Here is a 15457-nt window from a genome sequence, read left to right as displayed (position 1 = left end):
TGTGCCGTAATGGACACGATATTGCGTCCGTTTTCTCCCGAAAATTCTTGCTTGCGCCTTTAGCGGAGCAACCGGAGAGGCCGGATGTGGACTTGACGAAAGGGGGCGCATGTCATGGCCCAGAATGTACCGACACTCACCGCAGGGGAAGGTGGCCTGAGCCGCTACCTGGATGAGATTCGCAAGTTTCCGATGCTGCAGCCGCAGGAAGAATACATGCTCGCCAAGCGCTACAAAGAGCATGAAGACCCCGCAGCTGCTGAACGCCTGGTCAATTCTCACCTACGCCTTGTTGCAAAAATAGCTATGGGATACCGCGGCTATGGCCTGCCCATCGGAGAAGTGGTCTCCGAAGGGAATGTCGGCCTCATGCAGGCGGTGAAACGCTTCGAGCCGGACAAGGGTTTCAGGCTGGCGACCTATGCGATGTGGTGGATCAAGGCCGCCATACAGGAATACATTCTGCGTTCATGGTCCCTTGTTAAAATGGGAACCACTGCCAACCAGAAACGCCTTTTCTTCAACCTGCGCCGCCTGAAAGGCAAGATCCAGGCATTGGACGAAGGCGATCTGAAGCCGCATCAGGTAGCAGAAATCGCAACCCGCCTTGGTGTCTCCGAGGAAGAGGTGATTTCCATGAACCGCCGTCTGGGCGGTGACGCGAGCCTGAACGCCCCGGTGCGCGCGGAAGCAGACGCGGGTGAGTGGCAGGACTGGCTTGTCGACGAGAGCGACAGCCAGGAAACGCTGCTTGCCAATCAGGAAGAGCTGGACCAGCGCCGCAAAATGCTGAGCGATGCCATGGACGTCCTGAACGACCGGGAACGCCGGATTTTCGAGGCCCGCCGCCTTTCTGAGGACCCGATGACACTTGAAGACCTGTCCGGGGAATTCGGGGTCAGCCGCGAACGCGTTCGACAGATCGAAGTGCGCGCATTCGAAAAAGTTCAGAAAGCCGTTCGCAACAGCGCGCGCGCCAAGGATCAGCCCGCCGCTTAAGGTCTGATCCTTCCGAACGATCCGAGAACGCTGGAGCCACCGCTCCAGCGTTTTTCTTTTTGGTTCGGCCCCATCCTCTCGCTTGCGAAGCCTCCTGCCTGAATTTAGGCTGACCAGGTCTAAACGAAATGGATGGCCATGCGCCGGGTTCTCAAAACACTGTCGTCCAAGCGCGCCCTTGTGGCCATGATTGCCTGCGTTATTCTTGCTTTCATGACCGGGCTTCGAACCGCCGATCCGGACTTTCTGAAGTCCATTCGGGAGCTGACGTTCGATCAGTATCAGCGGCTGCATCCAAGAGAGTACCAAACCGGACCGATCCGCATCGTCGACCTCGACGAAGCATCGATTGCCGAAATCGGACAATGGCCCTGGCCACGCACAAAAATTGCGGAGATGGTCCGTGTGCTGACGGATCTCGGCGCCGCGACGATTGTCTTTGACGTGGTTTTTTCCGAACCGGACCGGACGTCGCCGGCCCAGCTTAAAAACTCTCTTGCGGCGACGACACCGAAAGAGGTGCTGGAAGCCCTTGAGATCCTTCCCGACCATGACGAGCAGTTCGCCGATACCATTGCCGAGGCGCCGGTCGTGCTCGGCTTCGCCGTAACTCCGGACGAAACCGGAAGCAAACCTGTCAAAATCGCTGGAACTGCATTTGGCGGCCAGGATCCGGTATCCTTTCTTCCGCCGTTTCCTGCGGCAGTCACGAACCTTGAAGTCTTGCAAAAGTCAGCCAGCGGCATCGGCTCCATCTCGATTTCCGAGGATGACAGAGAAGGTATTGTCCGCAGGGTCCCTCTGATTGTCAGTGACGGCGAGCAGCTTTACCCGAGCCTCGTGGCTGAAGCGTTGCGGGTCGCGCAGGGCGCCAGCGGGATCATCGTGAGGTCCACCGGCTCCAGCTCAGAGAGCGCAACCGGTGATCCAGCTGTCACCGCCATTAAGATCGGCGATTTCACGCCCCCGACAACAGCTGCAGGCGAACTCTGGCTCTATTTTACTTCTGATAGGGATTTCCCGGAACGGTATGTGTCTGCGCGCGACCTTTACAAACCTGAGAAACTACCTGAGCTTGCTGCCTTTTTCGAAGGACAAATCGTACTCGTCGGCACATCTGCCGTCGGTCTCCGCGACATAAGGGCAACTCCCCTGGGCGAACAGGTCCCTGGCGTATCCATCCACGCTCAGGCGTTGGAGCAGATCATTTTCGATCAGTATCTGTCGCGGCCCGATTGGGCCAATGGATTGGAGATCATCGCGACATTTCTGGCAGGTGCCATCATAATCCTGGCCATGCCTGCGATCGGCAGCATCGGAACCGCGGTCCTCGGCGGCTTGATGGTGGCCGGGCTGATCGGCGGGTCTTTCTATCTCTTCTGGAACAACGGTCTGCTGATCGATCCGATCTATACCAGTCTCACGGCTCTTCTCGTGTTCACCGCCGCGACTGCGCTGCTTTACTTCCTCACCGAACGGGAGAAAAAATTCGTCAGACAGGCTTTCAGCCAGTATCTGTCTCCCGACCTGGTGAACCAATTGGAGCAAACGCCGGAACAGCTGACACTCGGCGGTGAAATCAGACCGATGACCATCCTGTTCATGGACATTCGCGGTTTCACCCCGATATCGGAACAACTTACACCGGAAGAACTGGTGAGTTTTCTGAACACACTATTGTCACCCTTGTCCGATGCCATCCAGGCCGAAGGCGGAACGATCGACAAGTATATAGGCGACAGCATCATGGCGTTTTGGAACGCTCCATTGCACACACCGGACCACGCCGCGATGGCCTGCCGTGCCAGCCTTGCTATGCTCAAGGTCGTCGATGATCTGAACGCGCGGGATGCGTTCCGTTTCAAGGCTAGAAAACTGAAATCGCAATCGGTCAAGATCGGCATCGGATTGAACAGCGGCGAAGCCTGCGTGGGCAACATGGGCTCGGCCAGAAGGTTCAACTATTCGGTCATTGGGGACGCCGTCAACGTGGCCTCACGGATTGAATCAAGCTGCAAGACAGTTGGGTCAGAGCTTCTTGTATCTGAAGATACGCGCAAAGCCGCTCCGACCTTTGCCTATCTCGAGGCCGGTGAAATTGAACTGAAGGGCAAAAGCGAGCCGATCAAGCTCTTCGCCTTGCTGGGCGATGAAGGCTTAAGGAACTCGGAAGAATTCAGAGAACTGGAAGCAACCCACACCCGCCTGCTCCGCGCCGTCGCAGTAAGCGACATTCAGGCGGCAGAAGACGCACTGCAGAGCGCACTGCTGTTAGCCCCGTCCCTGATGGACTTTTACGGCCGCTTTGAGGACATGTTGGAAAATCTCAAAACCGCGAAAACTGCCAGCAGCGCCGCGCAATAGACAGCGCTGCCGGCTCGCCGAGACTCCTAGCGAATTTCGACCGCGTATGTCTCCACCGGAACGACCTTACTGATCAGTCCGGCTTCCGCCATGAACTCTGCAAAGCGCTGATAGCGACCCTCATCAAGGGCTGCCGGGCGCTTTGCAAACCTTGGCAATGTGTCCGCCCAAGCGCGCTTGTTAAGCTCATCATTCAAATGAGGATATGCCTCAATAAAGGCATTCCAGGCTTCGTCAGGATGATTGGTCAGATAGACCGTCGCAGCCTCGACTGCCGCGAGAAACTTCTCATAGCGCGGGTCTTCAACCTGATCCTTGTTCACGACATAGATCAGCTCGTCGAAAACCGGAACGCCATTCTCCTCGGGAAAAAAGGCTTTGCCTTCCTTGCCTTCAATCTCGATCTGTGTGAGCTCAAAATTGCGATAAGCGCCGATCACGGCGTCGACCTGTCCCGACATCAAAGCAGGTGACAGCGCGAAATTCACGTTGATAAGCTCAACATCGTCGACGCTGAGTCCTACCGAACGCAGCATTTGTCCAAGCATGGCATCTTCAAACCCGGACACCGAAAAGCCGATCGTCTTGCCTTTGAGGTCTGCAATTTCCTTGATCGGTCCATCTTTGAGAACAATCAGGGAATTCAGAGGCGTTTCGACCAGGGTACCAATCCAAGCGACCGGCAAACCCTCTTCGACATGCGCGTGCAATGTCGGCTGATAGGAAATTGCTATGTCGCCCTGGCCTGCGGCCACAAGCTTGGGCGGCATTGCAGGGTCTGCAGGTTCGATCAATTCAACTTCCAACCCTTCCGCTTCAAAAAACCCCTTGGTCTGAGCGGTGATAACCGGTGCATGGTCCGGATTGGTAAACCAGTCCAGCAGCACCGTTAGCTTGTCGGCGGCTTGCGCGGGCACCGCTGAAAGCATGGCGGCAGCGACAGTCAAAGACATGAGTGTTTTTTTCATTCAATCCTCCAGATTGTGGCAGTCAGTCTTCGACCTGCCATGGAACAAGAAGTCTGCTGAGATGCTCGACTGCATAGCGCAGAGCGAGCACCATGAGGGCGAGCAGGATGACGGCGGAAAACAGAAGATCGGCATTCCCGCGGGCATTCGCCTGAAGCATGATGAAGGCAAGGCCGCCTTTGGCGCCCGCCCATTCGCCAACAACAGCGCCAATCGGTGCAAAAACGGCGGCCACACGAATACCCGATACGAAAGCAGGCAATGCTGCCGGCAGGCGAAATACGTAAAGTTCGCGAAAGCGCGGAACTCTATAAAGGCGCGCAAGGTCAACAAGCCCGGAATCGAGCCGCCTCAGACCGTCATAAACCGTTGAAGTGACCGCAAAGAAAATCACCAGGATGGCCATGACGATCTTCGACGACATACCAAATCCAAGCCAGAGAACAAGAACCGGTGCAATGGCAAAGACCGGCAGGGCCTGTGTCACCAGGATGGTTGGCATGACGACCCGTCCCGCCAACGGATAAAGCCAGATCCAAACAGCAAGCGCTGTCCCGCAACTCACGCCGAGTACAAAACCGATCACCGTTTCAAGCGCGGTGATACCGGCATGGTGCAACAAAAAGGGTGCGTTTGCTGGAAACGACTGCAGCACCTCAAGCGGTCCGGGAAGCATGAAAGACGGCGGCTCAAACAGCACAACCAACAAAGTCCAAATGCCAAATATGACCAGGACGCCCACAAGAAACTTACCGCAAACTGACAGGAATGCACTCATGCCGCCTCCAAGAGGCGGTTCAACGGCTCTGGTGCCGGCTCATGATTCAGAGGCTTGTAAAAATAATCAAACCTCTGCTTTTTCAAGCAAATAGACATAGGATCTCCCGTCGTCGGACAAACCGACACTGACACTGGAGATCCGGGATTTGGCTAAGGATTCCGTCCCTTCGCCGGCATGACCCGGATCAGGTTCTAAGGGTTCGGCAACTTGCCATCTCAGTTCCGCGATACGGAACACCCCTCGGACCGAGACGGACCATGCCTAACCTTTTGGAAAAAGGCAAGACATTGGACGATCAGTTTTTGATTTTTCGGAAAAGCCGTGGCCGTTAGCCAGCTTGCCAGGAAGAAATTGCCTTTTCGACAGCGTCTTCGCCAGCCGCACCTTTTTCGAGTGTCAGGATACCGCGCTTGCCGTTTTCATACAGCATCGGAATATCGATCCAGCCCCTCTCCCTGAGAAGAGCCATGTTGCGTTGCTGCTCATTGGGCAGGCTCGAAAGAGCAATCCAGAAGAAACCAGGGGATACTTTCACCGACGCGCCAATCAGCGCATCGCCGCGGGCTTCTTCAGTCGGCTTCATCACCAAGCCTGGGACGTTGACAACATCACCGGCAGCAAAGTTTTCGGGAAATTCGTATTTGATTTCAACAAGATGACTTGCCGGAAGCGAGGTGTCGTCATTTGGCTTGATGCGAATATCAACCTTGACATCACGTTCGGGAATTTCGATTTCAGCGCTCAATACGGCTTGCGACCTGCCATCGAGATTGGTTTCCTCTTCGATGTTCCAGACAACTGCTCCCTGTGCAGCTGTTCCGGAGCCACCGGTGTCTTCACCTTCTTCGTAGAGGATGGAGCGCTGTATACCATCGTCCTGACTCGCACGTGTTTCAGAATTTGACGGTGCCTCCGGCGCAACAGCCACAAGATTATCGTCAGCCGGGGCTGGTGGTGCCGCATCGATACCGGGAACCGGAGCAGCATCGTCTGCCGGTGGTGTCGGAGCCGGTTCACTTTCAATGCTGGTCACAATCGACGGCTGCGAAGGCGCTGGTGCCGGTTCGTCAGCCTGCGGCGTGATTGTTGTGGTCGTGACGGTTCTGGCGTCCGGAGCCACAACGTCTCCATCACTGACACCTTCTCCGCCATCCAGCAACCTGTCTGAGATTTTTGAGGAATCGCTATCGTCCGCAGGAACTTCGCTTGTCTGAACCTGAGTATCCGTGCTTGGCTGCACAACAGCGGCGCTTGAGTTGCTTTCAGTTTGGCTTGCGACACGGTCTTCTGAGCCCTGTTCGCCGATTGGGAGCAGGAAATAAGCTCCTGCACCGACAACAGCCAGTGCCAGGACAGCCGCTATCGCTATCGGCAACCACCGCTTTCCTGAGCCGTCGCCACGCAAAGCGTCGGAGGCTTTCGGGCGATCCTTGCGTGAGCGCTTGGCCTTCTTGGCAGGTTCTTCCTTTGCAGCCTGTGCAGGTTCGTCGGCATATAGCCCTGCGTCCGCCGCCAATTCCGGTTCGCCAGTTTGCTCAGCAGCGACAGGTTCCGTGGCAGCCGTTTGGGGCGCGGGAGCATCAAATGCCGGTTCTTTGCGTTCAGCAGCCACCTGAGATGCAGCCTGCTCGGCGGCAGCCGGATCAACGGCTTCCTTCGCCTGCTGCACGGCCTGGCTTGTGGCCACGCCAAGACCTTCAGCTTCCACCAGGGTATCTTTCAGCGGCGAAGGCGTATCTTCCGCTTGGGGAGCAGGCGCTTCCGGCTCAACTCTCGGAGGTTCCTCAGGTGTCGGGACCGGGGTCTCTGCTACCGGTTCCGGTGCAGCCACCTGTGCCTTTGGCACCTGCCCGCCGCCTGCAGCACCCGTTGGACTGAGACCAAGACTTTCGCGTGCCGCTTCGGCTTCAACCTTGCGAATGGCCTCTTCAAGACGAAGTTGCTCAGCCGTGATCTCGGACGGCGCGAGAGGCGGTTCGTACGCTTTCAACTGATTGACGATGGCATTGCGGGCACGGCTGTAGACGCTTCTGCGAGCAGCACCGTTGTTCTCGGGCAAAGACGCGATCGTTTTCTTCAATATCGAATAGTAATCAGCCATCTTCCTGCCTACCGGCCGACTGCAGGGACTCGTCTGCGGGCCTGAATATCGGATCTTTCTCAGGCTTATAGCAAGTTTTTGAAGCCAAGAGACAATCTTCGCACGCTAAGCTTCAACCGAGTTGCCTACAATACCTTTTCTACCACTGTCTAAGTTCAAGAGACAGGCTAGCCTGTCCCTTGACGGGACGCACTGTTTGTTCTGATTCGCAGTACGCCACTATCTCGTTCAATAATGTGTTTTTCCAGACACAGATCTCAATCCTGGAAAGGATTCTGCACAAGAATTGTGTCATCCCGCTCAGGGCTGGTGGAAAGAAGCGCCACAGGAGCGCCAATCAACTCCTCCACATGACGTACATATTTAACGGCCTGCGCTGGCAAATCCGCCCAGCTGCGAGCCCCTTCCGTAGATTCTTTCCATCCCGGCAGTGATTCGTAGATCGGAATGACGCGCTCCTGAGCACCCTGCGAAGCAGGCAAGTAGTCAATCCGTTCGCCGTCAAGCTCGTAGCCAATGCAGATCTTGATTTCATCCAGGCCGTCAAGAACATCGAGTTTCGTCAATGCAATACCATTGATGCCTGATGTACAAACCGTCTGGCGTACGAGAACCGCATCGAACCAGCCGCAACGGCGGCGGCGTCCCGTTACGGTTCCAAATTCATGGCCACGTGTTCCAAGAAACTCACCTACCTCATTTTCCTGTTCGGTCGGGAACGGTCCTTCACCGACCCGCGTCGTATAAGCCTTGGTGATCCCAAGCACATAATCGACGGAGCCCGGGCCGAGCCCGCAACCTGTTGCAGCCTGGCCGGCGACGGTATTGGAAGACGTGACGAACGGATAGGTACCGTGATCAATGTCGAGCAATGCTCCTTGTGCACCTTCAAACAGAATGCGCTTGCCCTGGCGGCGCTGCTCGTCCAACAGATACCAGACCTTGTCCATATAAGGCAGCACTTTGTCAGCAACGCTCGCCAGCTCATCGTAGATGGCCTGAGCAGAAATTTCTTCTTGCCCCAGGCCGCGCCGCAGCGCGTTGTGGTGCGTCAAAAGACGATCGATCTTGGCCGGCAGCGTCGTCAGGTTCTTCAGATCCATCAACCGGATTGCGCGCCGCCCGACTTTATCTTCATAAGCTGGACCTATGCCACGCTTGGTGGTGCCGATACGCGTTCCGGTGTTGGAGTTTTCACGCAGGGCGTCGAGCTCCCGGTGAAGAGACAGAATGAGGGTCACGTTTTCAGCAACGCGCAGGCTTTGAGGCGTAACGACAACACCCTGTGCGCTCAGACGCTCAACTTCCTCGGCAAGCGCATGCGGGTCCAAAACAACGCCATTTCCAATGACGGACAACTTGCCTTCGCGCGCCACGCCGGAGGGCAGAAGAGACAGCTTGTAGCTGACACCGTCGATAACCAGCGTATGCCCGGCGTTGTGTCCGCCCTGGAACCTTACGATGACATCGGCTTGTTCCGACAACCAGTCGACAATCTTGCCTTTGCCTTCGTCTCCCCACTGCGAACCGACAACAACCACATTCGCCATTTAGTTTCTGCTCTCCTGAAGCGTCTTCGCACGGAACCGCCTGACTTGCGCTGCGCAATAGGGGCCGGTATGTGCCAACATGACAAACCCCGGCGACCGGACCGGGGCAAACGGCGCGGACTATAGACAGGTTTCCATGCTCTTGCGAGTCTTCGAACCGAAATAAATCATACGGTCCGCGTGGTTTTCAGCTGCCTGGCATATAGGATCTTTCAGGGCGACAATTAGGCAGGCCCGGAAGCATCCGGCGAAGGCTTGTCGGAGGTCTCCTCCCTGTCTCCCCCAGCCAAACGATAGATCATCGGAGATGTCCTGAGCAGCCAGACAAAACGTTCACGCTCGTTGGCGGGAATCGCTTGCCGGCTGAACATCCTAAAGATGACGAAAAGCACCAAAGCCAGATGAAGGGTTGCCGTATAGACGAAGAATGCGGCGGGACCGAACATGCCCATCAACAATGAGGCAATAAACGGTCCAAGCACCGCACCGCAGCCAAATGACAATGTCAGACCTGCAGCAATGTCGACAAACTGCCCGGGTTTTGCGTGATCGTTCGCATGCGCAGCGGCAAGCGAATAAAGAGGCAGGGCAAAACCGCCAAAAAGAAAAACCCCCATAAACAAATCGGTTTGGCTGGATGTTCCCGATATGAAGAGACAGGCAAGGCCAGCTGCAATCGTGAAGCCGATGAGAACCCATCTGCGGTCGACCCTGTCGGACATCCAGCCCGCCGGATACTGAAACAACGCACCCGCAAAGACCCAAAGAGCGATAAAGATCGCAACGGTTTCGAGCCCAAGGCCAATCGACTCGGCGTAAACCGGCCCGACCATACGAAATGCGCCATTCGTCAGACCAATCGTGAATATTCCGACCATCGCAACCGGAGACACCCGCCATAGCGCTAAGGGGTTGACGATTTTTGCCGGCGGTGCAGCCGGATTGCTTTCTCGCGTCAGGGCAACGGGAACAAGTGCAAACGCGAACAGCATCGCCAAGACGATCAGGATATCGCTTCCTGTTGCTCCAAAGATCGGCAGCATGAATTGGCCACCCATGACGGCAGCCAGATCAACAATCCTGTAAACGGAAAGGATGCGCCCCCTCGAAGCGTTGGATGCAATGGAGTTCAACCAGCTTTCCAGAACCATGGCCGTGCCGCAAAATGCTGCACCGCTGACAAAGCGCGCGATCATCCAGGGCCAACCCGCAGGTGCAAAGGCAATCGCGAGTATGGCAATCGCGCTGATGGCCGCCAGCGCCGCAAACACGCGAATATGTCCTGCGCGTGCGATCAGGAACGGTGCCAGAAGAACCCCGCAGATCAAACCTGCATAATAAAGAGAACCGAGCAGACCGATGCTGGCGTCAGAAACCCCTTCGACACGCGCCCGAACCGCGATCATGGTCATCGCCAGTCCGTTTGCTCCCAAAAGACAGGCAGCGGCAATCAACAGTGGCGATATGCGCCCTGCGAGCGGCCTCGCCTCTCCAGCGGTCGAACTCTGTGTCATTGTCGGCTTTCTTTTCTTCCTATTCCACAAATCGGATTTCGGGTGTCCGCACGTCTTACGGCATGGTAGGCGAGAGACGTCACTCCAAATCAACGAGAAATGTCAATGTCGCTTCGAAACTGGATCCTGTTGTTTATTCTCGGCGCTATTTGGGGCGGTTCCTTTCTTTTTGCCAAGGTCGCAGTTGCAGAAATTCCGCCATTCACACTGGTCTTTTTCCGAGTTTCGATTGCCTGCGCCGTTCTACTCCTCGTTCTTTGGCACCAAGGCCTGATCAAGCACCTGGAATGGCGATATGCCGTGCCGTTTCTGGTAATGGGCTTCCTCAACAACGCCGTTCCGTTTTCCCTCTTGTTTCTGGGGCAAACGGAAATTGGCGCGGGGCTGGCATCAATTCTAAATGCAACAACACCGGTCTTCACCGTAATCGTTGCAAGCTTGATCGTGAAACAGGAACCACTTCAGGCAAACCGCGTTGCCGGCGTCGTGCTGGGTGTTGTCGGAGTGGCAATCATGCTGTCGAGCAGCCTCACAGGTCTTGCCACCGATCCTCTCTGGGCGCAGCTCTGCTGTCTTGGAGCCGCAGTTTCCTATGCCTTTGCCGCAACATTTGCGAAACGCTTCAAGGATGTGCCGCCGCAGGTTGCTGCGACCGGACAACTGATCGGGTCGAGTGTGCTGATGCTGCCGGTTGCGGTTCTGACAAGCGCCGGCTGGTCTATAGGCGACCCTGGCATAACCGCATGGCTCAACGTGTTGGCCCTCAGCATCCTGGCGACCGCCTTCGCCTATCTGATCTATTTTCAGTTGCTGGCAAACGCAGGTGCCACAAACGCTTCACTGGTAACACTGATCGTGCCGGCGAGCGCGCTCTTCTTTGGCTGGCTCATTCTGGGTGAAAACCTGAGTGTACTTCAACTCAGCGGCTTCGGCGTGCTCCTGATCGGACTCGTCGTGCTTGACGGCAGAGTTATGCGCGGCAAGCAGGCAAAAACCGTTTAAAGCGGAGGCGCTGCGCTGCCAACGCCTCCTGCTGCATTATTGAAACTCGAGAGCTTTCACCTGTTTTACATGCGAAACGGCCTCTAGGCGGGACATGACTTCCTCAGGCACTCTTCCATCAACCTCGACCAGACAAATGGCATCATCACCCGGCGCAAGGCGACCCAGATTGAACGTCGCGATATTGACGCCATTGTTGCCAAGTTCCATGCCCAGATGCCCAATGAAGCCTGGCTTGTCTTCATTGGTGATGTAGAGCATATGCTGGCCAAGTTCGGCCTCCATATTAATGCCCTTCACCTGAATGACCCGAGGTTTGCCATCGGCGAAAACCGTACCGGCCACCGACCTCTCCTGTCTTTCAGTGATCACCGTCAATCTGATGTAGGTTTCGTAGGCACCCTGTTTTTCACGCCGGATTTCCTCAACCTTGACACCACGTTCCTTGGCCAGAATGGGTGCAGACACCATGTTGACGGTTTGTAAAAGCGGCGTCAGCAGACCGGTGATCGCGGCCGCTGTCAGCGCCTGAACGTTCATTTCCGACACAGCGCCTGCATATTCCAGCCTGACGCCCTGGATCGCGGTTTCCGTTAACTGACCAGCGAAGGAACCGAGTTGCTCGGCGAGCCGAACAAAAGGTGCGAGCTTGGGTGCTTCTTCCGCTGAAATTGAAGGCATGTTGAGCGCATTGCGCACTGCGCCATGCAGAAGGTAGTCGCACATCTGTTCGGCGACTTGAAGCGCGACATTCTCCTGCGCTTCCGACGTTGACGCACCAAGATGCGGTGTCGATACAAAATTGGACGTTCCGAAGAGGATGTTCTCCTTGGCCGGCTCCTCAACAAAAACGTCAAAAGCCGCACCTCCGAGTTTCCCCTCATCGAGCGCTGCCTTGACGGCTTTTTCGTCCGCCAGACCGCCACGCGCACAGTTGATGAGATAAGCCCCCTTCTTCATCTTCGCGATTGCATCCGCATTGATGATGTTGCGAGTCTTCTCGGTAAGAGGTGTATGCAACGTGATAAAGTCCGCGCGCTCAAGCAGATCGTTCAATTCAACCTTTTCGACACCGAGCGACATCGCACGCTCTGGTGTCAGGAACGGGTCATAAGCGAGAACGCGCATCTTTAGGCCGATGGCGCGGTCTGCAACGATGGAGCCAATATTGCCACAGCCGACCAGCCCAAGCGTCTTGTCGGTAATTTCACGGCCCATGAAACGGGACTTTTCCCACTTGCCTGACTGTGTCGATGCGTCAGCCGCCGGAATTTGCCGCGCGACCGCCATCATCATTGAGATGGCATGTTCAGCGGTGGTGATCGCATTGCCGAACGGCGTGTTCATGACAATGATGCCGCGCGCAGTCGCCTTGGGAATATCGACATTGTCGACACCGATACCGGCCCGGCCGATCACCTTGAGATTGTCGGCTGCCGCAATGATCTTTTCCGTCACCTTCGTGGCGGAACGAATGGCCAGCCCATCATACTGACCGATGATTTCGAGGAGTTTTTCCTTGTCTTTGCCAACATCAGGCAGGAAATCGGCGTCGATGCCACGATCCTTGAAAATCTGAACTGCTGCGGGCGAAAGTTTGTCGGAAATCAATACCTTGGGAGCCATAAAAGCATCTCCTTGAATAAATGCCGTGACCGGGCAGAAATCCGCCCGGCAGTATCACTGTGTTTTGGAGATATGCTCAGGCCGCCTGAGGAAGCTTGCCTTTTTCGAGCGCGAACGCCCAATCGAGCCAAACCGTCAGGGCCTGCAGGTCAGCTGTTTCAACTGTTGCCCCTGCCCATATTCTGAGACCGGAAGGTGCATCGCGATAGGCACCGATATCGAAGGCGACACCTTCAGCATCGAGTGTGGAGACGAGCGCCTTGGCAAATGCGGCCTGCTGATTTTCTTGCAATGCCAGAACACCTGGATCCGTGACCTTCAGACACACGGATGTATTCGACCGCGTTGCGGAATTTTCAGCCAGAAAATCTACCCACGCGGTCTTCTCGACCCAGTCGGCAAGAGCCTTGAGATTGGCATCGGCACGCGCACAAAGGCCCGACAAGCCGCCAATTCCGTCCGCCCATTTCAACGCATCGAGATAGTCTTCAACACACAACATGGAAGGAGTATTGATGGTCTCGCCCTTGAAAATGCCTTCAATCAGCTTGCCGCCTTTGGTGAGGCGGAAGATCTTGGGCAGCGGCCACGCGGGTGTATAGCTCTCGAGGCGTTCCACAGCTCTCGGGCTGAGGATCAACACACCATGCGCTGCTTCACCGCCAAGCACCTTCTGCCAGGAGAAGGTGACAACATCGAGCTTTTCGAAAGGAAGTGTTTGTGCAAAGGCGGCAGATGTCGCATCGCAAATCGTGAGACCGGCACGATCATCCGCGATCCAATTGCCATCGGGCACCCGAACACCGGACGTCGTTCCATTCCAAGTAAAGACAACATCATTGTCGAAATCGACGTCACCCAGATCGGGTAATGCGCCATATGGCGCTTTCAAGATCCTGGCATTGTCCAGCTTGAGTTGTTTGACCACGTCGGTCACCCATCCCGCGCCAAAACTCTCCCAGGCCAGCAAATCGACGCCGCGCGCGCCGAGAAGCGACCACATCGCCATTTCGACCGCGCCCGTGTCGGAAGCCGGCACAATACCGATGCGGTAATCGTCGGGAACACTCAGGATCTTGCGCGTGAGGTCTAACGCTTCAGCCAGTTTGGCCTTTCCGGGCTTGGCCCGGTGAGACCGTCCAAGCTGTGCGTCTGCCAGTTGATCAAGGGACCAACCGGGGCGCTTGGAACAAGGACCTGACGAAAAATTAGGATTGGCCGGACGCACGTCCGGCTTGGCAGTAAGTTCAGTCATATCTGTCTACCCTCGCAGATAGTTGCCCCTCGTTGGGGAGGGGTGGCCCACCTATGGGGATAAGGCGTTCCTGACGCCTGGTCAACGGAAAATGGGAAAGTTATCGCGGCATGTTTGTTTGCAGCGGGTCTTTCACTAAGACCGCCACCTGCTTGCCGCAGCTACGAAGGAATGCAAAAATTCGAGGCTTGGCGCCTCATGGACAGCGTTTTGCGTTGCGTTGCATGCGAAAGTTAACATGCGACTGAACGGCCCCATTGAGCCGGGGCCCCAAATAGAAAAAGGCCAGTCCAAGGACCGGCCTTTCTTGAAAAAGTTCGATGCGCAAATTAGAAATTGCTGCTGATCGGCCCTTGCGGTTCGTAGTAAACCGGCGCGGCAGGTGCAGCACGGCCACCGAATGTGTAGCGCGCACCAAGTCGGAACTCGTGAGCAGAGAGATCTTCGTATTCGATTCGGGCGTTTTGACCACCAGTGCTGAACTTGGCAGAGTGGGCGTCGCCAATGTTCAAATACCTATACCCACCATCCAGAGCGAGATTCGGCGTGATATCATATGACGCGCCAGCCATAAGCGCCCAAGCGAAATTCCACTTGCTATCACCTTCATATGTTCCACTCGCACCGTTCGGATTCTGGAAGCGAATGTCACTCGTAGTAACATAAGAAGCACCAATACCTGCGCCAACGTAGGGAGTGATTTTGTTCCAAGTGCCAATGTCGACATATCCATTCAACATAACGGTCCAAACATCAATGTCGGCTTTTTCAATTGAATAGTCTGGGGAACAACCAAAACAAGGTGCCTTGGACTTCACTTCAGCAGGGAATTCGTAGTCAAGCGTCAGATCCGTGCGGAAGTGATTGTTGAATTTATAGCCAACACCACCTCCCAACATGAATGTCCCGTCCATATCTTCATCGAAGAAATCCAAGGTGCCGTATTTAATGTCCGGTGCATTGTAGATCTTGTAGCCAATATCGCCGCGCAGATAGAAACCACCAACGGCGGGTGCTGGCGCTGCGGGAATATGCTCGATGACCGGGGTTGGCAAATCCGCAGCGTAGCCCGCGGAGGAAAGCACAACAGCAAATCCGGCCAAAGACAAACGCTTAAAGAAATTGTCCATGTCCTAGTCCTCTTCCAGTGAGCGCCCGCTTCAACCAATGCCGGACACATCAAACTTGTGAGGATACTGACGGGAATTCATTAATTGTGACTTAACTCTGTTCTTTAACCGTGTTTTTTTACGTTAAGGAAACCTTAACAAGAATAACACTGTTTAAGGTTCATTAA

General features: G+C 55.5%; 11 protein-coding genes and 1 riboswitch. Of the genes, 3 read left to right on the top strand and 8 right to left on the bottom strand.

The genetic code is table 11. From position 1 onward, the window contains the following. The first annotated feature begins 114 nt into the window (after positions 1–114). Positions 115–999 (top strand): RNA polymerase sigma factor RpoH, encoded by an 885-nt coding sequence (rpoH, locus tag Q0835_RS10940; protein ID WP_298819973.1) that lies wholly within the window; start codon positions 115–117, stop codon positions 997–999. Between the two features lie 138 nt (positions 1000–1137). Next, positions 1138–3363, top strand: coding sequence for an adenylate/guanylate cyclase domain-containing protein (locus Q0835_RS10935; RefSeq protein WP_298819971.1), 2226 nt, complete (start codon positions 1138–1140; stop codon positions 3361–3363). Positions 3364–3389: 26 nt separating this feature from the next. Here Q0835_RS10935 and Q0835_RS10930 read toward each other — a convergent pair whose 3' ends face one another. The 5 genes from Q0835_RS10930 to Q0835_RS10910 form a co-directional block, all read right to left on the bottom strand. After that, positions 3390–4331, bottom strand: a complete 942-nt coding sequence (locus tag Q0835_RS10930; RefSeq protein WP_298819969.1) for an ABC transporter substrate-binding protein — start codon at positions 4329–4331, stop codon at positions 3390–3392. 22 nt (positions 4332–4353) lie between these two features. Next, entirely contained in the window at positions 4354–5109 is a 756-nt protein-coding gene (locus Q0835_RS10925) for an ABC transporter permease (protein WP_298961037.1), read from the bottom strand. Between the two features lie 147 nt (positions 5110–5256). Beyond that, a riboswitch (TPP riboswitch) is annotated at positions 5257–5363 on the bottom strand. Between the two features lie 77 nt (positions 5364–5440). Continuing rightward, the gene (locus Q0835_RS10920; RefSeq protein ID WP_298961034.1) at positions 5441–7213 is read right to left on the bottom strand and encodes a hypothetical protein; all 1773 of its coding nucleotides are present in this window, start codon (positions 7211–7213) and stop codon (positions 5441–5443) included. A gap of 257 nt (positions 7214–7470) precedes the next feature. Further along, entirely contained in the window at positions 7471–8763 is a 1293-nt protein-coding gene (locus tag Q0835_RS10915) for an adenylosuccinate synthase (RefSeq protein ID WP_298819963.1), read from the bottom strand. Positions 8764–8987: 224 nt separating this feature from the next. After that, positions 8988–10277 carry an MFS transporter gene (locus Q0835_RS10910; protein WP_298819961.1) on the bottom strand — a complete coding sequence of 430 codons (1290 nt, stop codon included), beginning with the start codon at positions 10275–10277 and terminating at the stop codon, positions 8988–8990. 105 nt (positions 10278–10382) lie between these two features. Here Q0835_RS10910 and Q0835_RS10905 point away from each other — a divergent pair, with 105 nt between their 5' ends. Beyond that, positions 10383–11279 (top strand): DMT family transporter, encoded by an 897-nt coding sequence (locus Q0835_RS10905; protein ID WP_298961031.1) that lies wholly within the window; start codon positions 10383–10385, stop codon positions 11277–11279. 36 nt (positions 11280–11315) lie between these two features. Here the strand turns inward: Q0835_RS10905 and serA are convergent, their stop codons facing one another. From serA to Q0835_RS10890, 3 genes are all read right to left on the bottom strand, one after another. Then, complete coding sequence (gene serA, locus Q0835_RS10900) at positions 11316–12905, bottom strand: phosphoglycerate dehydrogenase (RefSeq protein ID WP_298961028.1); 1590 nt, start codon at positions 12903–12905, stop codon at positions 11316–11318. Between the two features lie 76 nt (positions 12906–12981). Further along, positions 12982–14160 carry a phosphoserine transaminase gene (locus Q0835_RS10895; RefSeq protein ID WP_298961026.1) on the bottom strand — a complete coding sequence of 393 codons (1179 nt, stop codon included), beginning with the start codon at positions 14158–14160 and terminating at the stop codon, positions 12982–12984. Between the two features lie 329 nt (positions 14161–14489). After that, positions 14490–15290 carry an outer membrane protein gene (locus Q0835_RS10890; RefSeq protein ID WP_298961024.1) on the bottom strand — a complete coding sequence of 267 codons (801 nt, stop codon included), beginning with the start codon at positions 15288–15290 and terminating at the stop codon, positions 14490–14492. Positions 15291–15457: the final 167 nt, after the last annotated feature.

It is taken from the genome of uncultured Roseibium sp. (genome assembly GCF_947499295.1).
Classification (GTDB): Bacteria; Pseudomonadota; Alphaproteobacteria; order Rhizobiales; family Stappiaceae; genus Roseibium.
The sequence above is the reverse complement of the archived record's forward strand: the minus strand, read 5'-3'. Positions and strand labels throughout refer to the sequence as shown.